Annotated in this window: 18 protein-coding genes; 10 read left to right on the forward strand and 8 right to left on the reverse strand. The window is 66.0% G+C overall.

What is annotated here, in order from left to right; all coding sequences use genetic code 11:
* Nucleotides 1–33 precede the first annotated feature (33 nt).
* Nucleotides 34–984, forward strand: coding sequence for a patatin-like phospholipase family protein (locus tag AC0L58_RS16030; RefSeq protein WP_473685176.1), 951 nt, complete (start codon nucleotides 34–36; stop codon nucleotides 982–984).
* Nucleotide 985: 1 nt separating this feature from the next.
* On the opposite strand, the gene AC0L58_RS16035 is transcribed toward AC0L58_RS16030, so the two are convergent.
* The 5 genes from AC0L58_RS16035 to AC0L58_RS16055 form a co-directional block, all read right to left on the reverse strand.
* A complete protein-coding gene (locus AC0L58_RS16035; RefSeq protein WP_473685178.1) occupies nucleotides 986–1354 on the reverse strand; it encodes a DUF488 domain-containing protein in 369 nt (122 codons plus the stop codon).
* 65 nt (nucleotides 1355–1419) lie between these two features.
* Complete coding sequence (locus AC0L58_RS16040; RefSeq protein WP_473685180.1) at nucleotides 1420–2136, reverse strand: glycosyltransferase; 717 nt, start codon at nucleotides 2134–2136, stop codon at nucleotides 1420–1422.
* Between the two features lie 210 nt (nucleotides 2137–2346).
* Nucleotides 2347–3216: a ParB/RepB/Spo0J family partition protein gene (locus AC0L58_RS16045; RefSeq protein ID WP_473685182.1), complete on the reverse strand. Its 870-nt coding sequence runs from the start codon at nucleotides 3214–3216 to the stop codon at nucleotides 2347–2349.
* A gap of 195 nt (nucleotides 3217–3411) precedes the next feature.
* Nucleotides 3412–4272: a ParA family protein gene (locus AC0L58_RS16050; protein ID WP_473685184.1), complete on the reverse strand. Its 861-nt coding sequence runs from the start codon at nucleotides 4270–4272 to the stop codon at nucleotides 3412–3414.
* A gap of 30 nt (nucleotides 4273–4302) precedes the next feature.
* Entirely contained in the window at nucleotides 4303–5418 is a 1116-nt protein-coding gene (locus AC0L58_RS16055; RefSeq protein WP_473685186.1) for an ABC transporter ATP-binding protein, read from the reverse strand.
* Between the two features lie 146 nt (nucleotides 5419–5564).
* Between AC0L58_RS16055 and AC0L58_RS16060 the strand changes: the two genes are divergently transcribed.
* Nucleotides 5565–6926 (forward strand): GH1 family beta-glucosidase, encoded by a 1362-nt coding sequence (locus tag AC0L58_RS16060; RefSeq protein WP_473685188.1) that lies wholly within the window; start codon nucleotides 5565–5567, stop codon nucleotides 6924–6926.
* 323 nt (nucleotides 6927–7249) lie between these two features.
* Here AC0L58_RS16060 and rsmG read toward each other — a convergent pair whose 3' ends face one another.
* Together rsmG and AC0L58_RS16070 are read right to left on the reverse strand one after the other, a co-directional pair.
* Nucleotides 7250–7885 (reverse strand): 16S rRNA (guanine(527)-N(7))-methyltransferase RsmG, encoded by a 636-nt coding sequence (gene rsmG / locus AC0L58_RS16065; RefSeq protein WP_473685190.1) that lies wholly within the window; start codon nucleotides 7883–7885, stop codon nucleotides 7250–7252.
* A gap of 139 nt (nucleotides 7886–8024) precedes the next feature.
* Nucleotides 8025–8480, reverse strand: coding sequence for an SPFH domain-containing protein (locus tag AC0L58_RS16070; RefSeq protein ID WP_473685192.1), 456 nt, complete (start codon nucleotides 8478–8480; stop codon nucleotides 8025–8027).
* Between the two features lie 611 nt (nucleotides 8481–9091).
* Between AC0L58_RS16070 and AC0L58_RS16075 the strand changes: the two genes are divergently transcribed.
* The 8 genes from AC0L58_RS16075 to AC0L58_RS16110 all read left to right on the forward strand — a co-directional run bounded on the left by AC0L58_RS16075 (nucleotide 9092) and on the right by AC0L58_RS16110 (nucleotide 22118).
* Nucleotides 9092–10168, forward strand: coding sequence for a LacI family DNA-binding transcriptional regulator (locus AC0L58_RS16075; RefSeq protein WP_473688764.1), 1077 nt, complete (start codon nucleotides 9092–9094; stop codon nucleotides 10166–10168).
* Nucleotides 10165–13185: a TonB-dependent receptor gene (locus tag AC0L58_RS16080; protein ID WP_473685194.1), complete on the forward strand. Its 3021-nt coding sequence runs from the start codon at nucleotides 10165–10167 to the stop codon at nucleotides 13183–13185. The genes AC0L58_RS16075 and AC0L58_RS16080 overlap by 4 nt, the downstream gene beginning before the upstream one ends.
* 117 nt (nucleotides 13186–13302) lie before the next feature.
* On the forward strand, nucleotides 13303–14823 hold the full coding sequence (locus tag AC0L58_RS16085) for a tryptophan halogenase family protein (RefSeq protein WP_473685196.1): 1521 nt from the start codon (nucleotides 13303–13305) through the stop codon (nucleotides 14821–14823).
* A 66-nt stretch (nucleotides 14824–14889) separates the two neighbouring features.
* Nucleotides 14890–16434, forward strand: coding sequence for a glucoamylase family protein (locus AC0L58_RS16090; RefSeq protein ID WP_473685198.1), 1545 nt, complete (start codon nucleotides 14890–14892; stop codon nucleotides 16432–16434).
* Nucleotides 16431–17726, forward strand: a complete 1296-nt coding sequence (locus AC0L58_RS16095) for a sugar ABC transporter substrate-binding protein (RefSeq protein ID WP_473685200.1) — start codon at nucleotides 16431–16433, stop codon at nucleotides 17724–17726. The genes AC0L58_RS16090 and AC0L58_RS16095 overlap by 4 nt, the downstream gene beginning before the upstream one ends.
* On the forward strand, nucleotides 17723–18601 hold the full coding sequence (locus tag AC0L58_RS16100; protein ID WP_473685202.1) for a carbohydrate ABC transporter permease: 879 nt from the start codon (nucleotides 17723–17725) through the stop codon (nucleotides 18599–18601). The genes AC0L58_RS16095 and AC0L58_RS16100 overlap by 4 nt, the downstream gene beginning before the upstream one ends.
* The gene (locus tag AC0L58_RS16105) at nucleotides 18598–19419 is read left to right on the forward strand and encodes a carbohydrate ABC transporter permease (protein WP_473685204.1); all 822 of its coding nucleotides are present in this window, start codon (nucleotides 18598–18600) and stop codon (nucleotides 19417–19419) included. Before AC0L58_RS16100 ends, AC0L58_RS16105 begins: the two co-directional genes overlap by 4 nt.
* Nucleotides 19420–19481: 62 nt before the next feature.
* Entirely contained in the window at nucleotides 19482–22118 is a 2637-nt protein-coding gene (locus tag AC0L58_RS16110) for a glycoside hydrolase family 2 TIM barrel-domain containing protein (protein ID WP_473685206.1), read from the forward strand.
* Between the two features lie 21 nt (nucleotides 22119–22139).
* Here AC0L58_RS16110 and AC0L58_RS16115 read toward each other — a convergent pair whose 3' ends face one another.
* Entirely contained in the window at nucleotides 22140–24539 is a 2400-nt protein-coding gene (locus AC0L58_RS16115) for a glycoside hydrolase family 3 N-terminal domain-containing protein (RefSeq protein ID WP_473685208.1), read from the reverse strand.
* Nucleotides 24540–25012 lie beyond the last annotated feature (473 nt).

Raw genomic sequence — 25012 nt, forward strand, 5'->3', positions numbered from 1 at the left:
ACGGGTCTTCGCGCATGTGACCGGAGTGGATCCATGAGTGAAAAGGAAAACGCCGCGCAGCGCAACGAGCGGCCGCCGCAACAGGCCGACAAACCCACCGTGGCGCTGGCGCTGGGTGCCGGTGGCGCCAAGGGACTGGCGCATATCGGCGTGATCGAGGAGATCGAGGCCCAGGGTTTCCGGATCACGGCCATTGCCGGCAGCTCGATGGGTGCGCTGATCGGCGGCATCCACGCCATGGGCAAGCTCGATGTCTACCGCGACTGGGTTTGCGCGCTGGCCCGGTTCGACGTGTTGCGACTGGTCGACTGGACCTTTTCCGGCGGCGGACTGATCAAGGGCGAGCGCATCATCGGCACCCTGCGCGGCATGATCGGCGACACCCGCATCGAGGATCTGCCGCTCTCGTTCACCGCCGTGGCCACCGACCTGGACCGCGGCCGCGAGGTCTGGTTGAGCCGCGGCAACCTGTTCGACGCGATCCGCGCCTCGATCGCCGTGCCCACCGTGTTCCGCCCGCATTCCGTCGGCGGCCGACGCATGGTCGACGGCGCCCTGCTCAATCCGGTGCCGGTCACGCCGCTGATCGGCGCCAACGCCGATTACCTGCTCGCGGTCAGCGTGGACGGCCCGGCCGAGGTGATCGCCGCACCGGAACCGGCCGAGCACGAGCCGGATGGGGAAACCAGTTACCGGCGGCGCATCGGTGAGTTCGTCAGCAAGCTGATCCCGCACGGCGAAAACCTGCCGCGCACGCCGGGGACGCTGGACACGTTGAGCCAGGCCATGGACCTGATGCAGGCAAACCTTTCGCGGCTGCGCCTGGCCGCATACGAGCCGGACCTGCTGATCGAGCTGCCACGCAATATCGCCAGCGTCTACGAGTTCTACCGCGCCCGCGAACTGATCGAACGCGGGCGCACGCAGACGCGCAAGGCATTGGCCGAGTGGCCGCAGTCGAGCACGCCGGAGCGCACTGACTGACTCAACGCGGTCCGTGCGTGCGCAGCCAGTTCTGCAGGTAGTCGCGCAGCACCAGTGCACCGTTGTGCTCTTCGTCGCGGGCGCTGTAGATCAGGGTGACCTTGTGCCGCGCCGAGCGCTCGGCCAGCGGCTGCCAGTGTTCGGCCAGTTCGTCCAGTTCAGCGGCATAGCGGTGCCGAAAGCCGTCCCAGCGCGTGGGATCGTGGTCAAACCACTTGCGCAACTCAGTCGAGGGCGCCAGCTCCTTGGCCCACTGATCCAGCGGCACGGCCTCCTTCTTCAGCCCACGCGGCCACAACCGCTCCACCAGTACGCGGTAACCGTCGTCGCGGGACGGCTCTTCATAGGCGCGCTTGATGGCGAGGCTCATGGCGTACTCCTGGCAGCGAAACCCGCTCAGCATACGACCATCGGATCAGCGCCAGTTGATGTGGGTCAAAGCTCCTCGACGCGGGTCACCTTGCCGCGGCGCATCAGCCACGCCACGCCGCGCAGATCGGCCAGGCCGACCCACAGGCGGTCCAGCATGCCGTACTTGGAAACACCCGCCGTACGCGGACGATGGCCGACCGGCACGCTGGTGCTCTGGAACCCGGCGCGCTTGACCAGCGCCGGCAGGTAACGGTGCATGTGATCGAAATAGGGCAGGCGCAGGAACACCTCGCGCTCGAACAGCTTCAGGCCGCAGCCGGTGTCCGGGGTGGCGTCCTTGAGCATGCGCGAGCGCACCGCATTGGCGATTTTCGAGGAGATGCGCTTGTTGAAGCTGTCGCGGCGGGTCGTGCGCCAGCCGGCAAACAGGCGCACGTCGACCGACGCTTCGGCACGCGCGGCGAGCAGCTTGGGAATATCCGCCGGATCATTCTGGCCGTCGCCGTCCAGCGTGGCGATCCATGGCGATTGCGCCGCGCGCACCCCGTTCCACACCGCCGTGCTCTGCCCGCTGCGGGTCAGATGGTGCAGCACGCGCAGCTCCGGATGACTCGATTTCTCCGCCGTCAGCACCTCGCGACTGTCGTCGCTGGAGTCGTCGTCGACATAGATCACCTCGTAGTCGACATGGCCGCGCAAGGCCGCGGCAATCTCGGCCAGCAGGGGCGGAATATTGTCGCGCTCGTTGAACACGGGAACGACGACGGCAAGTTGGGGCATGAGGAAGCCTTTCAGCGAGAGCGATTGCTGCGCTCAGCGCAGCATGGTGCAGTTTAGCAACACGTATTCCTAGGGCGGGCTCTGCCCGCCGTTTCTTTCCGCAAGATCCAGGCCAAAAGCCGGCGGGCAGAGCCCGCCCTACAAGGCTTCTTGCCGCGAGGTTCCGACCAAAAGCCGGCGGGCAGGGCCCGCCCTGCGAGGCGATGGACGTCAGCGGATCTTGTCGAGGATGCCTTCCAGCTCGTCGGCGCTGTGGTAGTGGATCACCAGCTTGCCGCGTCCGCCCTTGCCCTGCGCCAGTTCGACGCGGGTGGCGAAGCGTTCGGCCAGCTCGCGCTCGAGGTCGGCGATGTTCGGGTCGCGCGAGGGCGCGCTCTTGGCTTTGCCCTTCGGCGCGGTCTGCGCGCGGCGCGCGGCTTCCTCCAGCTCCCGCACGGTCCAGCCCAGGGTGACCGCCTGACGCGCCAGCGGCACGGCGATGGCTTCGTCCAGGGTCAGCAGGCAACGCGCGTGGCCCATTTCCAGCCTGCCGTCGTCGAGCAGCTTCTTGATCGACTCGGGCAATTCGGTCAGGCGCAGCATGTTCGATACCGAGGCGCGCGAACGGCCGACCGCATCGGCGGCCTGCTGGTGGGTCAGGTCGAAGTCGTCGATCAGGCGCTTCAGCGCGTCGGCTTCCTCGAGCGGGGTGAGGTCCTGCCGCTGGATGTTCTCGATCAGCGCCATCGCCGGCACGGCGGCCTCGGCCACCTTCTTGACCAGCGCCGGGATCTCGCCCAGCTGGGCGCGCTGCGCCGCGCGCCAGCGGCGCTCGCCGGCGATCAGCTCGTAGCGGTTCTTGCCCAGTTCGCGCACCACCACCGGCTGGATCAGGCCCTGCGCCTTGATCGAGGCGGCCAGCTCGTCCAGTGCCTCATCGTTCCAGTGCCGTCGCGGCTGGTACTTGCCGGCCTGGATCTGCTGGATCGGCAAGCTGCGCAGCTCGCCCTCCTGGGTAAGCGTCGATGGCGCGCCTTCGGCGTCGCCACCAAGCAAGGCATCCAGCCCGCGTCCCAATCCACGTTTCTTCGCAGCAGCCATGTCTAGAGCCTGTTCATGATCTCCAAGCACCCCGCGCCGGAATCTGTTTGCGCGCAGGCCAAGGACGAGTGAGGGAGTGGACGTCCGTCCACGACCGAATGATGACGCCGGCCTGCACGTAAACAAATCCGGCCCCGGAATGGATAGGTGCCGAGGCTACAGGCGCCGGGGTGTTTGGAGGTCACGAACAGGCTCTCATTCCTGATGGTTGGCGGCAGGCGCCTTGAGTGGCGCGACGGTTTCAGCGTGCGCCGCTGATTCGATGTCATGGCCCGCAGCCGCAGCCGCCGGCAGGCCGCGCTCGCGCCGGATGATTTCGCCGGCCAGGCCGATATAGGCGATCGCGCCGCGCGAGCTGCGGTCGTACAGATGGATCGGCTGGCCGTGGCTGGGTGCCTCGGCCAGCCGCACGTTGCGCGGGATCATCGAGCGCAGCACCTTGTCGCCGAAATGCTGGGTCAGCTGCGCCGAGACCTCGTTGCCGAGGTTGTTGCGCACGTCGTACATGGTGCGCAGCAGGCCTTCGATCTCCAGCTTGGGGTTGAGTCGATGGCGCACCGCCTTGACCGTATCGAGCAGGCTGGACAGCCCTTCCAGCGCGAAGTACTCGCACTGCACCGGGATCAGCACGCCATCGGCGGCGGTCAAGGCGTTGAGCGTAAGCAGGTTCAGCGAGGGCGGGCAGTCGATCAGGATGATGTCGTAGTTCGCCGCGACCTTGGCCAGCACGTCTTTCAGACGGTGTTCGCGCGCCAGTGCATCCATCAACTTCAGTTCGGCGGCGGTGAGGTCGCCATTGCCCGGCAGCACGTCATAGTGCGCCTCGGTGGCGACGATCGCCGCGCCGATCTCCACTTCCTCCAGCAACACCTCGCAGCCGCTCAGTTTCACCTCGCGCTTGTCCACGCCCGAAGCCATCGTGGCATTGCCTTGCGGGTCAAGGTCGACCAGCAATACCTTGCGCTTCGCCGCGGCCAGCGCAGCGGCGAGGTTGACTGCCGTGGTGGTCTTGCCGACGCCGCCTTTCTGGTTGGCGACAGCGATGATGCGAGCCATGGATGAGAAGTTACCGTGCGCGAAGGACGGCTAGATTACCATTGCCGCCGCGGCTTGCCCGCCGATCCGCTCGCCGCTGGCGCCATCGAACAGATGCAGATGGCTGGCCACCAGCCCCAACGGCACGCTGGCACCCGGTTCGGGCAGGGTCTGCGGCGCGACCCGGGCCACCAGCGCCTGCTCGCCGAAGCGCAGATTCAGGAAGATCTCGTTGCCGACCGGCTCCAGCACCTCCAGCTGCGCGGTGAATGCGGCGGGGCCGGCGGCCAGCAGTTGCAGGTCCTCCGGGCGCACGCCCAGCACTACCTCGCGATCGCCCCAGGCCGACCATGACGGCATCGGCAACACCTCGCCCAGAAACACGTCGCCCTGATGGGTGACGAGCCGCCAACCGTCGCGCTGCTGCAGCGTACCTCGCAACAGATTCATCGCCGGGCTGCCGACGAAGCCCGCCACGAACAGGTTGGCGGGCTTGTCGTACAGCGCCATCGGCGTGTCGATCTGCTGGATCACGCCGCCGTCGAGCACCACGATGCGCTGACCCAGGGTCATCGCCTCGATCTGGTCGTGGGTGACGTAGATCATGGTGGCCTTGAGCTGGCGGTGCAGACGGGCGATCTCCACCCGCATCGACAGGCGCAGCTTGGCGTCGAGGTTGGACAACGGCTCATCGAGCAGGAATACCTGCGGATCGCGCACCAGCGCCCGGCCCAGCGCCACCCGCTGGCGCTGGCCGCCGGACAGCGCCGCCGGACGCGAACCCAGCCGCGACTCCAGCTCCAGCGTCCTGGCCGCGGCCACCACGCGGCGGTCGATCTCGGCCTTGCCCTGGCCGCGCAGCTTCAGGCCGAAGCCGAGATTCTCGGCCACCGTCATGTGCGGATACAGCGCGTAATTCTGGAACACCATCGCGATGTCGCGATCCTTCGGCGCGACCTCGTTGACCACGCGCCCGCCGATGCTCAGCGTGCCGCCACTGATCGCCTCCAGCCCGGCGATCATGCGCAACAACGTGGTCTTGCCGCAGCCCGATGGCCCGACCAGCACCAGCAATTCGCCATCGGCCGCCTCGAAACTGGCACCGGCCACGGCGACGTGGCCGCCGGGATAGACCTTGCGCACTTGATCGAGGCGTACCTGAGCCATCGGCATCTCCGTTACGGGTGGCCTTGCAGCCGGTCGGGCCTTGGCCGGTCCAGGCCACCCCGTCGACGTGTCTGCAGATCGACAGGCGTTGGGCTATTCTGCCAATGTAAGCGTTTACATCATAGTTCGGGCCGCTCAGGAGCCCCATGACCTCACCCAGCTTCCGCTTTCCTGACGGCTTCCACTGGGGTGCCGCCACCTCCGCCTATCAGATCGAGGGCTCGCCGCTGGCTGACGGCGCCGGCGCCAGCATCTGGCAGCGCTTTGCGCATACGCCGGGCATGATGGCGAACGGCGACACCGGCGATATCGCCTGCGACCACTACCGGCGCTACAAGGACGACGTGCAGCTGATGAAGTCGCTGGGCCTGCATGGCTACCGCTTCAGCATCAACTGGGCGCGGGTGCTGCCCGAGGGCACCGGCCGGATCAACCCGAAGGGGCTGGATTTCTACTCGCGACTGGTCGACGAACTGCTGGAACACGGCATCGCGCCCAATGCCACGCTGTTCCACTGGGACCTGCCCGCCGCCCTGGACGATCGCGGCGGCTGGCTGAACCGCGACAGCGCGCACTGGTTCGCCGAGTACGCCGCGGTGATGTTCAAGGCGCTGGACGACCGCGTGCCGCGCTGGACCACCCTGAACGAACCGTGGGTGGTCACCGACGGCGGCTACCTGCACGGCGCGCTGGCGCCGGGGCATCGCAACCGTTTCGAGGCGCCGATCGCCGCGCACAACCTGATGCGCGCCAGCGGCGCCGGCATCCAGGCTTACCGCGCGCACGGACGGCACGAGATCGGCGTGGTGTTCAACATCGAGCCGAAGTACCCGCACTCGGACAGCGCCGAAGACTTGGCCGCCACGCGCCGCGCACATGCCTACATGAACCAGCAGTTCGCCGATCCGGCCCTGCTCGGCAGCTATCCAGCAGAGCTCAGGGAAATATTCGGCGAGGCGTGGCCCGAATTTCCGGCAGACGACCTGGTGCTGACGAAACAGGCGGTCGATTTCGTCGGCATCAACTATTACACCCGTTCGGTGGTCAAGCATGACCCCGGTGCGTATCCGCTCAAAGCCGCGGGCGTGCGCCAGCCCCACCGGACCCACACCGAAACCGGCTGGGAGGTGTTCGAGCAGGGCCTGACCGATACGCTGATCGCGTTCAAGCAGCGCTACGGCGACATCCCGCTGTACATCACCGAAAACGGCTCGGCGTTCTACGATCCGCCGGTAGCCGAGGGCGGTGTGCTGGAGGATCCGCTGCGTTGCGCCTACCTGCGCAAACATCTGCGTGCGCTGCACCATGCCATCGAAGCCGGGGTGAACCTGAAGGGCTATTACGCCTGGTCGCTGCTGGACAACCTGGAATGGTCGCTGGGCTTCTCCAAGCGCTTCGGCCTCTGCCACGTCGATTTCGCCACCCAAAAGCGCACGCCCAAGGCCAGCGCCAGGCTGTACACCGAGGTGATCGAAAGCAACGGCAGCGTGCTGGACGACAACCCGTAGGGCGGGTTCTGCCCGCCGCTTTTTGCCGCGATATGCATGTCCAAACCACCAGTCGGCGGGCGGAGCCCGCCCTACGGGGTGGCGCGGCCGAGCACCAGCAGGTGGCGTTCGGCAGGCAGGCCCGGCACGACGAGTTCGTGTGTGGCGCGAACGGCAAACCCGTCGGGGATGCCGGCACGTCCAAGGCCAGCGCCCGGCTGTACACCCAACGTGATCGAAAGCAACCGCGCCGTGCTGGACCACAACCCGCAGGGCGGGCTCTGCCCGCCGGCTTCTGCTTTGGGCGTTGCCTTCGCGGACAACAGCGGCGGGCAGAGCCCGCCCTACGGGGTTGCGTGGCCGAGCACCAGCAGGTGGCGTTCGGCAGGCAGGCCCGGCACGACGAGTTCGTGCGTGGCGCGAATCGCGAAGGCGTCGGGAATACCCGGCAGCTCGTCGTCCGGACGCTTGCCCTTCATCGCCAGCCAGATGCCATCGGGTGCCAGCAAGTGACCACCCCAGCCCAGCATGTCGGCCAGGCTGGCAAAGGCGCGGGCGGTGATGCAGTCAAACTGGCCCTCGACGTCCTCCACGCGCGACTGCTCGGCGCGCACGCCCTCCAGTTTCAGGCTGCGGATCGCCTCGCGCAGGAAGCGCACCTTCTTGCCGTTGGAATCCACCAGCAGAATCTCGCGCCCGGGTGCGGCAATGGCCAGCACGATGCCGGGCAGGCCCGGCCCGGTACCCAGGTCGGCCAGACGATCGCCCTGCACGTAGGGAAGAATCGCCAGCGAATCGAGCAGGTGGCGGGTGATCATTTCGGCCGGATCGCGCACCGCGGTCAGGTTGTAGGCGGCATTCCAGCGCTCGAGCAGGGCCTGGTAGTCGAGCAGGCGCGGCACCGCCGCGGCGGGCAGGTTCAGTCCCAGCGCGGCGATGCCCTGTTCGAGTTGTGCCTGCAAGGCGTCGCGCGCGGCCATGGCGTGGCTGTTCCGTCAATGATCGGGCGGCAAGTATCCCGGCCCGATGCGCCAAAAGAAAGCCCGCCGAAGCGGGCTTGAAGTGCAGCAAATCCCCTGTGGCGCAGGCGCTCTCGGGCGCCTCGCGCGATACGATGGCTCAGGCGGCGTCGAGCTCGACCCGGGTGACCATCATGCCGCGCTCGCGCAGCACATGATTCAGCGACTGCTTGACCCGCACGCCCAGGTCACGTCGATCGACCGGCTCGCTGTTCGGTTCGCTGCGCAAGGCTTCCTGCGCGCCGCGGCGAATCAGCTGGTCGACCTGTTCGAATACCGCGTCGGCGCGTTCCGGCTCCAGCACCTGCCAGTAGACCGTGCCGCAAACCTCGCAGGTGTCCGCCAGCGGTGCTTCCAGACGCAGGGTCTGACCCGCCAGATTGATCTTGTGGGCGACCTTGTCGAATACGGGCAACACCAGATGCGTCCCCGCCTGCAGCAGGCGCCGTGGCTTGCCGCGACGGTACAGACTGTAGACCTGACCCTCCGGCACGCGCCGCACCGCGCTGGCGAGCAGCACGGCGAGCAAGGCAACAGGAAGGGTGGACAGGATCATAATAATATTGAAATCAATAAATTGCGGTGGGTTTATTCGTCTTCTGCTGGAAGTGAATAGTACAGTGGGTTGACTCTACAAGAATTAACCTAGCTTTAACGTACGTGCAAATGATTAACGAGCGTGCTGAAACAGTCAAGACCGACCTTTTCATCGACACCAGAGCCAGGGAACTTGAGGGGAGCTTCCGAGAGTGACGCGGCAGGTCGCAATCGGTCCCTTCAGGCCCAATGTGCCGGCTTTTCGTCTCTCCAAGCCGGCCCGTCGAGGCTTCTGCCGGTAGACAAGCATCGAGCTTGCCAAGATCGCGACTTCCACCCGATCACGCGGTCTGCGAGGCCAGGTCGTGGCCATGGACGGCGCGTGCGACCGGAGAGCCCTGACGATCGTGCCCCCGCCGGGAGCCTGTCGGTGTTGTGTTGCAACAAGCGCAGGTCGAGGCGATAACGGCGTCGAAAAGCAGCCATTTGGCCGTTTCCCGGGTATCGCCGCGCCGGTCTGGCACAACCGTCCCGCGGCGCAACACAGGCGGTGACAACAAGGCCTTTACAAGTCCACATGAAAACGTTTACGTTGGCGCCAAGCAAGGGTTCCCGCAATCGGTGGACGGGCTGGCAATGGCGGCAGCAACGATCAAAGACGTGGCGCGCGAGGCCAAGGTGTCGGTGGCTTCAGTGTCGCGTGCGCTGAACGGCGGCGGCGGCGTCACCGCGGCCACCGGCGAGCGCATCCGCGCCGCCGCCGAGCGCCTGCAGTACATCCCGCATGCCGCGGCGCGCATGCTGATTACCCGTCGCACCCATACCATCGGGGCGTTGCTGCCCGATCTGCACGGCGAATTCTTCTCCGAGTTGATCCGCGGCATCGATCTGGCGGCGCGCGCCCGCGGTTTGCACCTGCTGGTGTCCAGTTCGCACGACGGCATCGATGAGGCGGCCGCGGCAGTGCGTTCCATGCAGGGTCGCGTCGACGGCCTGCTGATCCTGTCCGGCCGCGTTGACGCCGCCTTCCTGCGTGCCAACCTGCCCAGGGCACTGCCGGTCGTGCTGCTCAACAGCGCAGTGAAGAGCCCGCTCTACAACGTGCTGAACATGGACAACCGCGCCGGTGCGCTGGCGATGGTCAAGCATCTGTTGCAGGCAGGTCACGCCGAGGTGGCGCTGATCACCGGGCCGCAAGGCAATTTCGACGCGCGTCAACGCGAGCAGGGCTATCGTGCGGCGATGGCGAAGTACGCGCCCGGCGTGGCGGTGGATGTCGTGCAGGGCGACTTCAGCGAGGAATCCGGCTACCGCGCCGGTCGCGAACTGCTGGCACGAAAGAGGCGTCCGCGGGCCGTGTTTGCCGCCAACGACATGATGGCGGTGGGCTGCCTGAGCGCATTCCGCGAAGCCGGGGTGCAGATACCCCAGGACATCGCGCTGGCCGGCTTCGACGACATCCCGATCGCCCGTTACGTCACCCCGGCACTGAGCACGGTGCGGGTGCGCATCGCCGATTTCGGTCGTCTCGCACTGGAGCGTCTGGCCGAAAGTCTGGAACACCCCGAGCAGGAATCACCTTCCGCAGACACGCTCGGATTTGAAATCGTGGAACGCGAAACGTGTGGCGCGAACATCCCCGCACGCAAGCCAGGAGGCACCTCCAAAAAATCGTCCATGCAAGCTGCCCGGGGAGGGGAGCGATGAAAACCTCAAAGCACTTCAAGAAGAATCTGCTGGCCGGACTGATCGGCGCGTCCATCGCATCACTGGTCGCGATGCCAGGCACCTCGTACGCCCAGGCGGCGTACGCCACGCTACGCGGCAAGGCGCCCCCCGATACCCAGGTCACCGCGTTCAACCCATCCACCGGCACCACCCGGCAAACCCTGTCCAGCAGTGACGGCAGCTACACGATCACCGGCCTGCAGCCGGGCACGTACCAGATCGACGCCGGCCCCGGCACGCAGAAAACGGTAACTCTCACCGTGGCGTCCACCTCGACCCTGAATTTCGGCGCCGCGAGCACGGCCGGCTCGGCCAATGCGGTCAACCTGAAGGGCGTCACGGTCACCGCGAACACCTTGCCGGACGTCGCGACACCCGAGGTCGGCGCGACCATTTCGCTGCACCAGATCGACACGATCCCGCAGATCTCGCGCAACTTCCTGGAGTTCGCCGACACCGTGCCGGGCATGGTGTTCTCGGTCAATTCCAAGGGCAACACCTCGTTGCGTGGTGGCGCGCAGAACGACGCCTCCACCAACGTGTATATCGATGGCGTGGGCCAGAAGAGCTATCTGTTCGGCGGCCCTGCCGGCCAGTTCGCTACCCAGGGCAACCCGTTCCCGCAGCTGGCGATCGGCGAATACAAGGTGATCACCTCCAACTACAAGGCCGAGTATGGCCAGATCTCCAGCGCCGCAGTCACCGCGCAGACCAAGTCGGGCACCAACGAGTTCCATGGCCAGGTGTTCGGTCGCTACACCAGCGACAAGTATCGCGCGCGCACGCCGGGCGAGAATGCCGCGAACAAGAAAACCCCATCGAAGGAAAAAGAGTTCGGCTTTGCGCTTGGCGGCCCCATCATCAAGGACAAGGCACACTTTTTCATCACCTACGAGGGCAAGCGCTTCAATACGCCGATCACGGTGGTGCCCTCCACCAACGCCGTGCCGGCCGTACCCGGACTGCCCGCCGATGTCGCCGCCCAGTTCGGGCCGGCCAACCTGAACTTCACCGAGAATCTGTACTTCGGCAAGATCGACTGGGAGCCCACAGATCGTGACCGCTTCGAGCTGAGCACTCAAATCCGCAAGGAAGACCAGCTCGGCGGCATCGGCGGCCAGAATGCAAAATCGGCCGGGTTCTCGGTGGTCAACAACGACAAGCGCTACGACGTGCGCTGGCAGCACAGCGGCTATTCGTACTTCAACGAGCTGCTGGCTACCTACGAGGACTCGAACTACGCACCCACTGCGCTGAACCTGGGCAACGGTGCCATCTACACCTACGCCCCAGCCAGCAACCAGACCGCCACCTTGATCAATACCGGTGCGGCCAATCCACTGGCCACGCAAAACAAGGGCCAGAAGGGGCCGGCGATCGAGGACAATCTCACGTTCAACGATCTGCAGTGGCACGGCGACCACGTCATCAAGATGGGCGTGAAGCAAAAGTGGATCAAGCTGCATGCTGCCGACGCCGCCGACATCAATCCGCAGTTCTATTACGACGTGACCCCCGGTGGTACTGCCGCCCAACCCTATGAGGCGTTCTTCACCAAGCCGGTCACCGGTCTGGGTCTCAGCCCCACGGTGACCACCAAGGACAAGCAGTTCGGTGCCTACATCCAGGACGACTGGGCGATCAACGAACATTTGATCATCAACCTCGGCGTGCGTTGGGACTACGAAAGTTCGCCCTCGTACCTCGATTTTGTCACCCCACCCAATGTGGTGGCGGCGCTCAACAGCCAGGATCCGAACGCGCCCGCGGGGCAGACTTACGCGCAATCGCTGGCCAAGGGCGGCATCGACGTCAATGACTACATCAGCACCGGCCACAACCGCAGCGCTTACAAGGGCGAGTGGCAGCCGCGACTGGGCTTCTCCTATGACATCGACGCGGACCAGGCGCACGTGATCCATGGTGGTGCGGGTCGTTCCTACGATCGCGACTTGTACAACTTCCTTCAACTGGAGACCACCAAGGCGGCATTGCCGCAATTCCGGTTCTACTTCGCCGATCCGGTGACGGGCCTGTGCTACCAGGGCAGGACGCCTTGCGTGCCGTTCGACCCGTCCTATCTGAATGGCCTCAGCAACGTGCAGCAACTGGCTTCGGCCAGCAACGCCGGCACCGAGATCGATGTGCTCAACAACAACCTGAAGGCGCCGTATTCGGACCAGTTCAGTCTGGGCATGGCCAACCGGCTGGGCGACTGGCAGACCGACGCCACGGTCACCCGCGTGATCAGCCACGACGGCTTCGCCTTCACGCTGGGCAATCGTTATCCCGACGGATCGTTCTTCAAGAATGGCAGCCAGCCGTGGGGCAATGGCGTACCGGGCTTCGGCAGCCTGATCGTGGGCAACAACGGCATCGGCACGCGAACCACCCAGGTTCTGCTGTCGGCGAACAAGCCGTACACACCCGAATCCCACTGGGGTGCGACGTTTGCCTACACCTATACCGACGCCAAGCAGAACCGCGACATCAACGAGCACTATGCGTTCGACTACTCCACGATCGGAGGCTATCCGTACATCCTGTCCAATGCCGCCGCCAAGCATCGCTTCGTGGCCACCGGCGTCATCGACGGCCCCTGGGGCATCACGATGTCGGCCAAGCTGACCTTGGCCACGCCGATTCCGTTCAATGGATTCACCTGCTATTCCGGAGCGTCCGGCCAGTTCTTCCCCAACGGCGGACGCTGTACCGCCTATGGCGCGCAACCGCAAGGCAACGGCAAATTCCTGATCGGCGGCAAGATCTTCGGGTACCGCGACGTGGACTTCCAGGCAACCAAGCACTTCGACGTGCATGGACTGGATTTCTACGGCCGCTTCGACCTGCTCAACGTGTTCAACTTCAAGAACTACAGCGACCTGATGTTCCCGAACAGCACGATCGGTTCGCTCAGCTCGATCACCTACAACCCCACCGGCAACATCACCTTCGTGCCGCGAACGATCAAATTCGAGGTGGGCATGAAGTTCTGACAGCCGGGCGTGCGGTCTGGACCGGCCGCGACCTGGCGACACCCTCGCAAAGCCCGCCCTTGTGGGCGGGCTTTGCGTTGAAATCGACCCCGGGATGGCCCCGGATCCGGAGTCCCCATGACCGAAGCATCCATCAGGAACGTCGTGATCGTCGGCGGCGGTACCGCCGGCTGGATGACGGCCGCCGCACTGGCCCGCACCTTCGGGCGCGAGATATCGGTACGCCTGGTCGAGTCCGAGGCGATCGGCACGGTCGGCGTCGGCGAGGCCACCGTTCCACATCTGAAGCTGTTCAACAACCTGCTCGGCATCGACGAGATCGAGTTCATCCGCCGGACCCGCGCCACCTTCAAGCTGGGCATCCAGTTCAACGACTGGCGCCGCGTCGGCGATTCCTATATCCACGGCTTCGGCAACACGATCGGCCGCAGCCTCGGCCTGCTTCCGTTCCACCAGTACTGGTTGAAAGCCTCCCGGGCCGGGCGCGCCGGGCCGCTGGGTGACTACACCATCCACACCCTGGCCGCGCCTCGCGGCAAGTTCATGGTCTCGGCAACCGACGTACCGCCGAACTCGCCGCTGGCCGACATCGGCTACGCCTACCACCTGGACACCACGCTCTACGCGCCATTCCTGCGCGAGTTCGCCGAGGCACGCGGCGTGCGCCGCATCGAAGGCAAGGTGGCCGAGGTGAAGTTGCGACCCGACGACGGTTTCGTCGAATCGGTGGTGCTGGAGAACGGCGAGGTACTGGCCGGCGACTTGTTCATCGATTGCTCCGGCTTCCGTGGACTGTTGATCGAACAGGCGCTGCACACCGGCTACACCGACTTCAAGCAATGGCTGCCGTGCGACCGCGCCATCGCGGTGCGTACCGAAAGCGATGGCGCGCCGCCACCGTTCACCCGCGCCACCGCGCAGGCGGCCGGCTGGCAATGGCGCATTCCGCTGCAGCACCGTACCGGCGACGGTTACGTGTATTCCAGCGCGCACATCAGCGACGACGAAGCGACCGCGACGCTGCTGCGCAATATCCAGGGCCGCCCCTTGTGCGATCCGTTCCAGTTGCGCTTCACCGCCGGCACGCGGCGCAAGCTGTGGAACCGCAACGTGGTCGCCATCGGCCTGTCCAGCGGCTTCATGGAGCCGCTGGAATCGACCAGCATCCACATGATCCAGACCGGCATCTCCTGGCTGCTCAACCTGTTCCCGCGTGAAGGCTTCAGCCCGGTACTGGCCGAGCGCTACAACGCGCAGCTGAAGTTCCATACCGAACGCATCCGCGACTTCCTGATCCTGCATTACCACGCCACCGAGCGCGAGGACACGCCGTTCTGGCAACAGTGCCGGCACATGTCGGTGCCGCAGTCGCTGCAGGACAACATCGACCTGTTCACCGACAGCGGTCGCTTCTTCCGCAACGCCGAGGAACTGTTCGCCGAGATCAGCTGGGTGCAGGTGATGATCGGCCAGGGCATCGTGCCGCGCAGCTACCACCCGCTGGTCGACCAGGTGCCGGACGCTGATCTTTACCGCTTCATCGCCGACGTCGGCCGCGTGATGGCCGAGTGCGTCGAGGTGATGCCCTCGCACCAGGCCTTCATCGACCGCCATTGCGCGGTGGTGGCAACCGCCTGATTCGACTCGCCGCACGCCGTATCCCGGCGTGCGTTTCTTCGATCTTCGCCACAGGTATTTCCAACCATGGTTTTTCGACGTTTGCGCTCCTTGCTCGCTCCGTTCGCGCTGGCCCTGGCGATCACCGCCATCGGCACGCAGCCGGCGGCGGCGACCCAGGACGCTTCCCACGCCGCCGTCGCGACGCAACCGACATCGCTGGCATTCCACGCGTTGCCGAGTGCGCAACAGGCGCAGCTCGACGATCTGGAGCACCGCACCTTCCAGTTTTTCTGGGACACCACCAACCCGGACAACGGGCTGGCACCTGATCATTGGCCCGGCCAGTCGTTCTCCAGCATCGCCGCGGTGGGTTTCGGCCTGACCGCCTACGGCATCGGCGCCGAACGCGGCTGGATCAGTCGCGACGAGGCGGCGAACCGCACCCTGGTGACCTTGCGCTTTTTCGCCGACGCGCCGCAGAACGCCAGCGAGGATCACGCCACCGGCTACCGCGGCTTCTTCTATCACTTCCTCGACATGCAGACCGGCTTGCGCCACGGACGGCGCACCGAGCTTTCCAGCATCGACACCACCTTGCTGCTGGGCGGGGTGCTCTTCGCGCAGTCCTACTATGACCGTGACACGCCGCAGGAAAAGGAGATCCGCCAGCTCGCCGACACGTTGTACGAACGCGTCGACTGGCCCTGGATGCAGGCGCGTCCGCCACTGGTCAGCATGGGCTGGACGCCGGGTGGGAAGTTCATCCCGCACGACTGGGGCGGCGATTACAACGAGGCGAATCTGCTCTACATCCTGGCGCTGGGCTCGCCCACGCATCCGCTCAAGCCGGAGGCGTGGAAAGCATGGACCAGCACCCACGAGCGCGATTGGGGCACGCTGTACGGCGAGACGTTCCTGACCTTTGGTCCACTGTTCGGACACCAATACAGCGCGGCCTGGATCGACTTTCGCGACATACGCGACGACTTCATGCGGCGGCATGATTCGGACTATTTCGAGAACGGCCGCCGTGCTGCGCAGTCACAGCGCAACTACGCGATCGCCAACCCGTCCGGCTGGACCGGCTACGGCAAGAACCTGTGGGGCCTGACCGCCAGCAATGGCCCCGGTCATTTCGGCATCACCACGGATGGCCACAAACGCCAGTACTTCGGCTATTCGGCGCGCGGCGTGGGCCTGCGTCGCATCGTCGATGACGGTACCATCGCGCCGACGGCAGCGCTGGGCTCGATCGCCTTCGCGCCGGACATCGTGGTGCCGGAGTTCCTGCACATGAAAGACCGCTACGGCAAATACATCTACGCGAAATACGGCTTCCGCGACGCGTTCAACCTGACTTTGCACGATACCGACGCGCCGCTGCGCACCGGCCTGGTGATTCCCGGGTTTGGCTGGGTCGACAATGAGTACCTGGGCATCGACCAGGGTCCGATCCTGCTGATGCTGGAGAACTGGCGCAGCGGTCTGGTGTGGCGCGTGATGCGCGGCAACCCGTACGTGCGCAAGGGTTTGCAGCAGGCCGGGTTCCGCGGCGGCTGGCTCGAGCAGACGACGATGAAGTCGCAAAAGTCCGAGGCGAAGTCGGAAGAGGCGGCGACGACGCCATGAGGTGGCGCCGCTGGCTGGCACTGGCTCCGCGCTGCTGCGCGGCGCTGGTACTGGCCAGCCTGGGTGCATGCGACGGTCACGACACGCCGCGCAACACGCTGACTTTCTGGGCGATGGGCCGCGAGAGCGAGTCGGTGGCCAAGCTGATCCCGGCGTTCGAGCGCGAGCACCCCGACATCCACGTCAAGGTGCAGGAATTGCCGTGGAAGGCGGCGCACCAGAAACTGCTCACCGCGATCGCGGGCGACACCACGCCGGACGTGGCCCAGCTGGGCAATACCTGGATCGCCGAACTGCAGGCGCTGGATGCGCTGCAGCCACTGCAAGCTCATGTGGATCGCTCGCGTGTCGTGCAGCCGGCCGATTATTTCCCCGGCATCTGGGCCACCAACCGCATCGGCGGCACGCTGTACGGCATCCCGTGGTACGTCGACACGCGCCTGCTGTTCTACCGCAAGGACCTGCTCAAGGCAGCCGGCTTCGACGCACCGCCGCGCGACTGGGCCGAGTGGTCGCGCCAGCTGGCCGCGCTGCAGGCGCGCGCCGCGCCGGACCACTACGCGATCCTGCTGCCCACCAACGAGTTCGAGCAGTTGCTGTCGCTGGCGCTGCAGCAGGACGAGCCGCTGTTGCGCGACGGCGGCCGCTACGGCAATTTCGAGAGTCCCGGCTTCAGGCACGCGCTGGCGTTCTACGTCGACATCTTCAAACGCCACGAAGCGCCGCTGCTGGCCAATACCGAGGTGCCCAACCCGTGGACCGAGTTCGGCCGCGGCGTGTACGCGTTCTACTTCTCCGGCCCGTGGAACATCGGCGAGTTCCGCCAGCGCCTGCCGCCCGCGCAGCAGGAGGAGTGGGCGACCGCGCCGCTGCCCGGCCCGCACGGGCCCGGTGCCGGCATCGCCAGCGGCTCCAGCCTGGTGATCTTTCGCCACTCGCCGCGCCAGGCGCAGGCCTGGCTGCTGATCGAATACCTGTCGCGGCCGCAGGTGCAGCAGCAGTTCTACGCGCTGCTCGGCGACATGCCGCCGCGTCGCTCGGCGTGGCAGGGCGAGGCCTTGCGCAGCGATCCGGCGGTGCAGGCGTTCCGCGACCAGCTGGAACGGGTCAAGCCGACGCCGCCGGTGCCCGAATGGGAACGCATCGTCAACGAGATGCAGCTGGTCGCGGCCGAGGCGGCACACGGCAAGCTGACGGTGGATCAGGCCGCCGCCGAGATCGATCGGCGTACCGACGCGATTCTCGCCAAGCATCGCTGGATGCTCGACCGCGCGCACGAGGGCCAACCATGATTCGCACGCGCACCGCCTGGCTGTTCCTTGCGCCGGCGCTGCTGGTGCTGGGCGTGTTCTTCATTGCGCCGGTGATCGGCGCGCTGGGCCTGAGCCTCACCGACTACGACCTGTACGCGCTGGCCGACATCCGCAACCTGCGTTTCGTCGGCCTGCACAATTACTGGGAGCTGCTGCATCGACCCTTGTTCTGGTCGGCCCTGGGCAACACGTTCTACTTCGTCGCGGTCGGCGTGCCGCTGTCGATCGGCGCTTCGCTGGGCACGGCGCTGCTGCTGAACTCGCCACTGGCACGCATGAAGTCGTTCCACCGCACCGTGCTGTTCGCGCCGGTGGTGACCACGGTGGTGGCGGTGGCGGTGATCTGGCGCTACCTGTTCAACACCAAGTACGGGCTGGTGAACTACGCTCTGGCCGAGCTCGGTGTGCATCCGGTCGACTGGCTCGGCGACCCGCACTGGGCGATGCCCACGATCATCGCGTTCGCGGTGTGGAAGAACTTCGGCTACAACATGATCATCTTCCTGGCCGGACTGCAGGCGATCCCGCCGGAGCTGTACGAGGCCGCGCGCATGGATGGCGCCTCCGCACCGCGACAGTTCTGGCACATCACGCTGCCGATGCTCAAACCCACCATGGCGCTGGTGATGGTGCTCACCGTGGCGGGCTATTTCCAGTTGTTCGCCGAGCCCTACGTGATGACCGAAGGCGGCCCGCTGCAAAGCACGGTGAGCGTGCTGTACCTGATGTATGACGACGGCTTCAAGTGGTGGAACCTCGGCGTGGCCTCGGCGGTGGCGTTCATGCTGTTCGGCGTCATCCTGGCGATCACGATCGCGATGCTGCGCCTGATGCGGCGCAGGGAGCCGGCATGAATCCGCGGCTGGCACGCTGGCTGATCAATGGCGCCCTGCTCGGCTGCGCCGTGATCGCCGTGCTGCCACTGCTGTGGATGCTGTCGGTGTCGTTCATGGCCCCGGGCACGGCCAGCTCGCTGCCGCCACCGTTGCTGCCGACCCACGCAACCCTGGACAACTACCGCGAGCTGTTCGCGCGCGCCGGCATGGGTCGTTACGTGCTCAACAGCCTTTTCGTCTCCGGCGCGATCGCGGCGCTTGCCTTGCTGTGCAACCTGATGGCCGGCTACGCCTTCGCCAAGCTGCGTTTCGCCGGGCGCGAGCGCCTGTTCCAGGCCTTGATCGGCGCGCTGGTGATCCCGGCCCAGGTGGCGATGCTGCCGCTGTTCCTGCTGCTGAAATACGCCGGCCTGGTCAACAGCTATGCCGGCGTGATCGTGCCGGGCATGGCGACCATCTTCGGCATCTACCTGGTGCGCGAGTACGCCCGCAGCGTGCCCGACGAACTGCTGGAAGCGGCGCGCATCGATGGCGCCGGCGAATGGCGCATCTTCATGCAGATCGTGCTGCCGCTGCTCAAGCCGATCATGGTGACGCTGACCGTGTTCACCTTCCTCGCCGCGTGGAACGACTTCATGTGGCCGCTGATCGTGCTGACCGGGCAGGAGCACTACACCCTGCCGCTGGCGCTGGCCTCGCTGGCGCGCGAACACAGCGAGGACACCGAGCTGATGATGGCCGGCGCGGTCGTCACCGTGCTGCCGGTGCTGGTGTTGTTCCTGGCGCTGCAGCGGCACTACCTGCAAGGCTTGTTGCTGGGCAGCGTGAAGGGATGAAGCGGGCCGATGCGGCAACGCGCCAGGTCGGCGCGACGCACCCGATCGGGGATGGAGACATGATGAGTCGACAGGTCTGGCGATGGTCCTGGGTTTTGCTGTGCACGCTGCTGCTGGCCGCGCAGGTCAGTGCGACTGCGGCCGGCGCTGGCCGATCGGTGACCGAGCTGCGCGACGGCTGGCATTTCCGCTACACCGGCACCGCCGGCGATACGCAGGCGATGACGGCGGCCACGTTCGACGACCGTGACTGGCAGCAGGTGGCCTTGCCGCACACCTGGAATCATTTCGGCGAATACCGGCTGACGCGCTCGGCCTCGATCAACAATGCACAAGGGGTCGGTTGGTATCGCCTGCGCCTGGACCCGGCGAAAATCCCTCCCGGCCAGCGCCACTACCTGCAGTTTGACGGCGTCGGCAATATCGCCGACGTGTGGGTCAACGGCGTACACGTGGGTCGCCATGCCGGGGCCTTTGCACGCTTCCGCTTCGATGTCACCGATGTGCTGCATCTCCACGGCGACAACGAGATCGTGGTGCGCGCCGACAACAGCCAGCCGGCACCGGGCAGCACCACGCAGGACGTGATTCCGCTGATGGGCGACTTCTTCATCCACGGGGGCCTGTATCGCCTGGTGTCGTTGATCGGCGTGGCGCCGGTGCACGTCGACCTGCTCGATCACGGTGGCCCGGGTGTCTACGCCCACGCCGGGCAGATCACCACCAAGGCTGCGCAGATTCACGTCCTTGTCCGGCTGCGCAACGATACGCCGGCGCCACGCTTGGCCAAACTCGTCATCGAGATCCGCGATGCGCAAGGCGTGGTCGTGGCGCGCCACGCGCAATCGATGCAACTGCCGGCGAACGCGAATGATGACGCCACGACCCAGTTGAACCTGCCGCAGCCACATCTGTGGAACGGTCGGCAGGATCCGTATCTCTACCAGGTCGTTGCGACCGTGCGCGACGGCAGCAAGCTGCTCGACCGCGTCACCCAGCCGCTGGGCGTGCGCAGCTTCCACTTCGATGCGGACAAGGGCTTCTTCCTCAACGGCCGGCATCTCGCGCTGCACGGCGTGTCGCGCCACCAGGACCGGGAGGGCAAGGGTTGGGCCATCACCGCGGCCGATGCCGCCAGCGACATGGCGCTGATTGCCGAGATGGGCGCGAACACGGTGCGCTTTGCCCACTACCAGCATGCGCAGGCGTGGTTCGACGCGGCGGACAAGGCCGGCATGGCGGTGTGGTCGGAGATTCCCTTCGTCAACAAGGTCGCCTTCACCAACGCACCGGCGTCGCCCGCGCTGGTGGCCAATGCGCGCCAGCAGTTGATCGAGCTGATCCGCCAGAACAGCAACCATCCCTCGGTGGTGACCTGGGGCGTGGGCAATGAGGTGGACATCGACCTGGCCCATGGCGCGCTCGGCCCGAAGGCGGACCCGCGCCCGCTGCTGCGCGAGCTGGTCGCGCTGGCACGACAGGAAGATCCCACCCGCCCCACCACCATGGCGGACTGCTGCGAATCCACCCCCGGCAGCAAACCTGGCGTAACGCCGATGCTCGCCGGCATCACCGATCTGATGGGCTACAACCGCTACTACGGCTGGTACTACGGCCAGGTCGGCGACTTCGGTCCGGCGATGGATGCCTTGCATGCGGCGCATCCGGACATTCCGATCTCGGTCAGCGAGTTCGGGGCCGGCGGTGCGCTGTCGCAGCACACCGACAATCCGCGCGGCGGGCCGATCAACACGTCCGGGCGGCCGCACCCGGAGGAGTTCCAGAGCTGGTGGCACGAGCAGAGCTGGCCGCAGTTGGCGAAGCGGCCGTACATCTGGGCCAGCTGGGTATGGAACATGTTCGACTTCGCCTCCAACATCCGCCATGAAGGCGACTCCACCGACATCAACGACAAGGGCCTGGTGTCCTACGACCACAAGACGAAAAAGGACGCGTTCTATTTCTACCAGGCGCACTGGTCGGATCAGCCAATGGTGCATGTCAACGGACGCCGCTACACGCAGCGCGCCTATGCGGTGAACGACGTGCGCATCTACAGCAATGCGGACCAGGTGCAGGTAAGCCTCAACGGTCGCATGCTGGGCGAGGTGCCCTGTCGCGAGCGTATCTGCGTGCTGCACGACGTGGCGCTGGCTGCGGGCGAAAACCATGTCGTGGCGCGGGCGCAGTTCGGTGACCGCCGTGTGACGGACAGCGTGAGCTGGCATGCGCCGGATGCGAAGCAGGGACTGGCGATCAATGTCGGTGACCTGTCGGGCTTTGTCGCCGCCGACGGCTCGCTCACCGGTTCGGACAACTGGTTCGAGGGCGGTACGCCGCACCGGCTGGACAAGGCGCGGGCGGCGCGCTTGACCGGCGAAGGCGATCCGCGCCTACGCAGCGGTTATCGCGAAGGCCGCTTCGCCTACGCGATCCCGTTGCCGAACGGGGAGTGGAAGGTGACCTTGCTGTTTGTCGATCCGGGCGATCCGGCGGATGGCCCACATCGCTTCGATGTGTTCGCCAACGGCTCGCGCACCCTGGCCGGATTCGACCCGGCCAAGGCCGCCGGCGCCAGCCTGGTCGGCGTGACCCGGCACTTCGACGTCACGGTCAGCGACGGCAAGCTTGACCTGCGCTTTGTCCCGATCAAGGGCTCGGCGCTCCTTTCCGGCATCGAGGTTCGTCCGGCAGACTGAGCCCGGAAGGCTTGCGGAGCCTCACGGCGTGACCACGAAATCCGCCTGTTCCGTGGCCAGCGAGCTGCCGCCGACCCACACCGTGTAATGCGTCGGCTCGACCACCTGCCGGCTGTGCACGTTCCAGAATGACAGCTCCGGGAAGCCGAGCTGGAACGTGACCTGGCGCGATTGGCCCGGCTTCAGCGTCACCCGCGTGAAGCCCTTCAGGCTGCGCACCGGTTGCTCGACGCTTGCGCCGAGATTGCGCACGTAGAGCTGCGCCACCTCGGTGGCCTCACGCTGGCCGGTGTTCTTCACCATCGCGGTGACCGTGACCAGATCCTTCGCATCGGCCCGATTGGCCTCGGCCAACGGGACGGAACCACGCGAGACATGCACGTTGGAAAAGGCGAACGTGGTGTAGCTCAGGCCGAAACCGAACGGATACAGCGCGTCGTTGGGCACGTCGATGTAACGCGAAATGAAGCGGGTGCTGCCCGACGGCGGCTTGCTCAGGTCGGCGTTGCCGGGCGGCCGGCCGGTGGGAAACTGGTTGTAGTACAGCGGCTCCTGGCCGACCGCGCGCGGGAAGCTCATGGTCAGCTTGCCGCTGGGCGACACATCACCGAACAGGGTGTTCGCAATGGCCGAACCCGCTTCGGTGCCGGGAAACCAGACCGCCATGATCGCCGGCACGTGTGTCGCCGCCCAATCCAGCACCAGCGGACGACCGGAAAACACCAGCAGCACGACCGGCTTGCCGGTGGCCACGATTTCCTCCAGCAACTGCTGCTGGTTGCCGGGCAGGTCCAGATGCGCGCGCGAACCGGCTTCGCCGCTCATCTTGCCGGACTCGCCCAGTGCCATCACCACCACGTCAGCCTGTTCGGCCGCGTCCCTGGCCGCAGCGAAGCCGGCCGTGGAATCGCCATCGAAGTCGGTGCCCGGCGCATACAGCAATTCGCCGCCCCGCTTTTTCAGGCGCGCCTGCAGGCCGTCGCGCACGGTGATCACGTCGGGCAAATGCTGCGCGCCGCCCCAGGCGCCTTTCATCTCGGCGGCGTTGTCGGCCAGCGGGCCGATCAGGGCGATTTTCTTCACGTCGGGGGAAAACGGCAGCACCGGGGCCGCACCGTCACCGCCGTTTTTCAGCAGCACGAACGACTCCTCCGCGGCGCGACGGGCCAGCGGGCGATGCGCGGCCACCGCCTGCGTCACCTCGCTGCCGCGCGCATACGGATGCTCGAACAAGCCGAGCGCGAACTTCACCCGCAAGACGCGACGCACGGCCTCGTCCACGGTGGCCATCGACAAGCGGTGTTCGGCCAGCAGTTTGGGAATCTGGGTGTCGTAGTAGTGGGACATCATGTCCACGTCGACACCGGCCTCCAGCGCCTTCTGCGTCGCCGTGGCGGCGTCCAGCGCAATGCCGTGATGGGTCAGTTCCATCACCGCGGTGTAGTCGCTGACCACGAAGCCGTCGAAGCCCCATTCCTTGCGCAGGATCTCGTCCATCAGATACGGATCGGCGGTGGCGGGCACGCCGTTGAGTGCATTGAACGAACTCATCATCGTGGCGGCGCCCGCTTCCACCGCGGCCTTGTACGGCGGCAGGTAGACCTGGCGCAGGCGGACGTCGGACATGTCGGTGGTGTTGTACTCGCGGCCGGCCTCGGCCGCGCCGTAGGCAGCGAAGTGCTTGACCGACGCGGCCACGCTCTCCGGCCTGGACAGGTCGGTGCCCTGGTAGCCGCGAATATAGGCGCGCGCCATCGCCGCGCCGAGGTAGGCATCTTCGCCGGCGCCCTCGGTCGAACGGCCCCAGCGCGCATCACGCGAAATGTCCACCATCGGCGAATAAAACCACTTCACGCCGGCGGTGGTGGCCTCGACTGCGGCCATGTGCGACACGTCCTGCACCAGCTGCGGGTCCCACGAGGCGGACAGGCCCAGCGGCACCGGATAGATGGTGCGATAACCGTGGATCACGTCGGCACCGAACAGGATCGGGATGCCGAGGCGGCTGTGCATCGCCGCCTCCTGGAATCGCCGCGTCTTGGCGGCGCCGATCACGTTGAGCATGGAACCGAGCTCGCCCTTCTTCGCCAGCGCCATCGCATCGACGTGGTCGAGCGTTTCCGGATTCACCGCGAGCGCGGCGTCGGCGTCCGCCGCGGTGGGTGCCGCGGAGCCCTGATCGTTGTACTGGACCAGTTGACCGATCTTCTCGGCCAGCGTCATCCGCTTGAGCAGCGCCTCGACCTTGTGCTCGATCGCCGGGGCCACAAGCTGCGCATTGGACGGCTGATGTGCCCGCGGGAACTGGCCTGCGGCAGCTTCGTATGCCAGGGCTGCCGGGACAGACAGCAGAACAAGGATGCAGGCCGCCACGGACGACCACAGCGGGGAATAGCGACGGGAGGATGTTGGATCGCTCATGCTTTCTCCTGGGTGGCGCGGTGGGCGCGCGCCGGAGGCGGTGGCGTCTAAATGTAAACGTTTACATCGGTGTATGTAAGCCCCCACGGCGATCTAAGGTCGCGCCGGGCAGGTGCGGGGGGCAAGGAGGCCGAGGCTGCCAATTGGCGCGCACTTTCGTTCGGGACGACGCTGAAGAGCTCAACATGTGTCAAAAGCGCCCCCATCCGCCCTGTCGGGCACCTTCCCCCGCGATGCGGGGGAAGGGCTGTTTCGTGCAGCGCGCAGTCTTTCCTTACCCCGTTGACGGGGGACAAGGCGCAGGACTGCCGCCTTGAGCAGCTGCGCTGCCCGCAGGACGAGCGCCAAGGATGGCGCGAGTTCAAGGTGCGCGACAGGGCGGATGGCGCGGCTCTTGGACGCGGCGCGGAATGCATCGGCGTCTCGAGTGATCAAGCCACGCGATTGCACGACCCCGCCTGCTCGATACCCGG

Source organism: Rhodanobacter sp. G2-10 (assembly GCF_055809185.1).

Excerpts from the sequence above, each read along its gene's own strand:
- AC0L58_RS16030 (WP_473685176.1), top strand. The coding sequence starts at position 34 with ATGAGTGAAAAGGAAAACGCCGCGCAGCGCAACGAGCGGCCGCCGCAA.
- AC0L58_RS16070 (WP_473685192.1), bottom strand. The coding sequence starts at position 8,480 with ATGATCCTGTCCACCCTTCCTGTTGCCTTGCTCGCCGTGCTGCTCGCC.
- AC0L58_RS16090 (WP_473685198.1), top strand. The coding sequence starts at position 14,890 with ATGGTTTTTCGACGTTTGCGCTCCTTGCTCGCTCCGTTCGCGCTGGCC.
- AC0L58_RS16095 (WP_473685200.1), top strand. The coding sequence starts at position 16,431 with ATGAGGTGGCGCCGCTGGCTGGCACTGGCTCCGCGCTGCTGCGCGGCG.
- AC0L58_RS16115 (WP_473685208.1), bottom strand. The coding sequence starts at position 24,539 with ATGAGCGATCCAACATCCTCCCGTCGCTATTCCCCGCTGTGGTCGTCC.
- AC0L58_RS16105 (WP_473685204.1), top strand. The coding sequence starts at position 18,598 with ATGAATCCGCGGCTGGCACGCTGGCTGATCAATGGCGCCCTGCTCGGC.
- AC0L58_RS16085 (WP_473685196.1), top strand. The coding sequence starts at position 13,303 with ATGACCGAAGCATCCATCAGGAACGTCGTGATCGTCGGCGGCGGTACC.
- AC0L58_RS16040 (WP_473685180.1), bottom strand. The coding sequence starts at position 2,136 with ATGCCCCAACTTGCCGTCGTCGTTCCCGTGTTCAACGAGCGCGACAAT.
- AC0L58_RS16035 (WP_473685178.1), bottom strand. The coding sequence starts at position 1,354 with ATGAGCCTCGCCATCAAGCGCGCCTATGAAGAGCCGTCCCGCGACGAC.
- rsmG (WP_473685190.1), bottom strand. The coding sequence starts at position 7,885 with ATGGCCGCGCGCGACGCCTTGCAGGCACAACTCGAACAGGGCATCGCC.
- AC0L58_RS16110 (WP_473685206.1), top strand. The coding sequence starts at position 19,482 with ATGAGTCGACAGGTCTGGCGATGGTCCTGGGTTTTGCTGTGCACGCTG.
- AC0L58_RS16080 (WP_473685194.1), top strand. The coding sequence starts at position 10,165 with ATGAAAACCTCAAAGCACTTCAAGAAGAATCTGCTGGCCGGACTGATC.
- AC0L58_RS16050 (WP_473685184.1), bottom strand. The coding sequence starts at position 4,272 with ATGGCTCGCATCATCGCTGTCGCCAACCAGAAAGGCGGCGTCGGCAAG.
- AC0L58_RS16060 (WP_473685188.1), top strand. The coding sequence starts at position 5,565 with ATGACCTCACCCAGCTTCCGCTTTCCTGACGGCTTCCACTGGGGTGCC.
- AC0L58_RS16045 (WP_473685182.1), bottom strand. The coding sequence starts at position 3,216 with ATGGCTGCTGCGAAGAAACGTGGATTGGGACGCGGGCTGGATGCCTTG.
- AC0L58_RS16055 (WP_473685186.1), bottom strand. The coding sequence starts at position 5,418 with ATGGCTCAGGTACGCCTCGATCAAGTGCGCAAGGTCTATCCCGGCGGC.
- AC0L58_RS16100 (WP_473685202.1), top strand. The coding sequence starts at position 17,723 with ATGATTCGCACGCGCACCGCCTGGCTGTTCCTTGCGCCGGCGCTGCTG.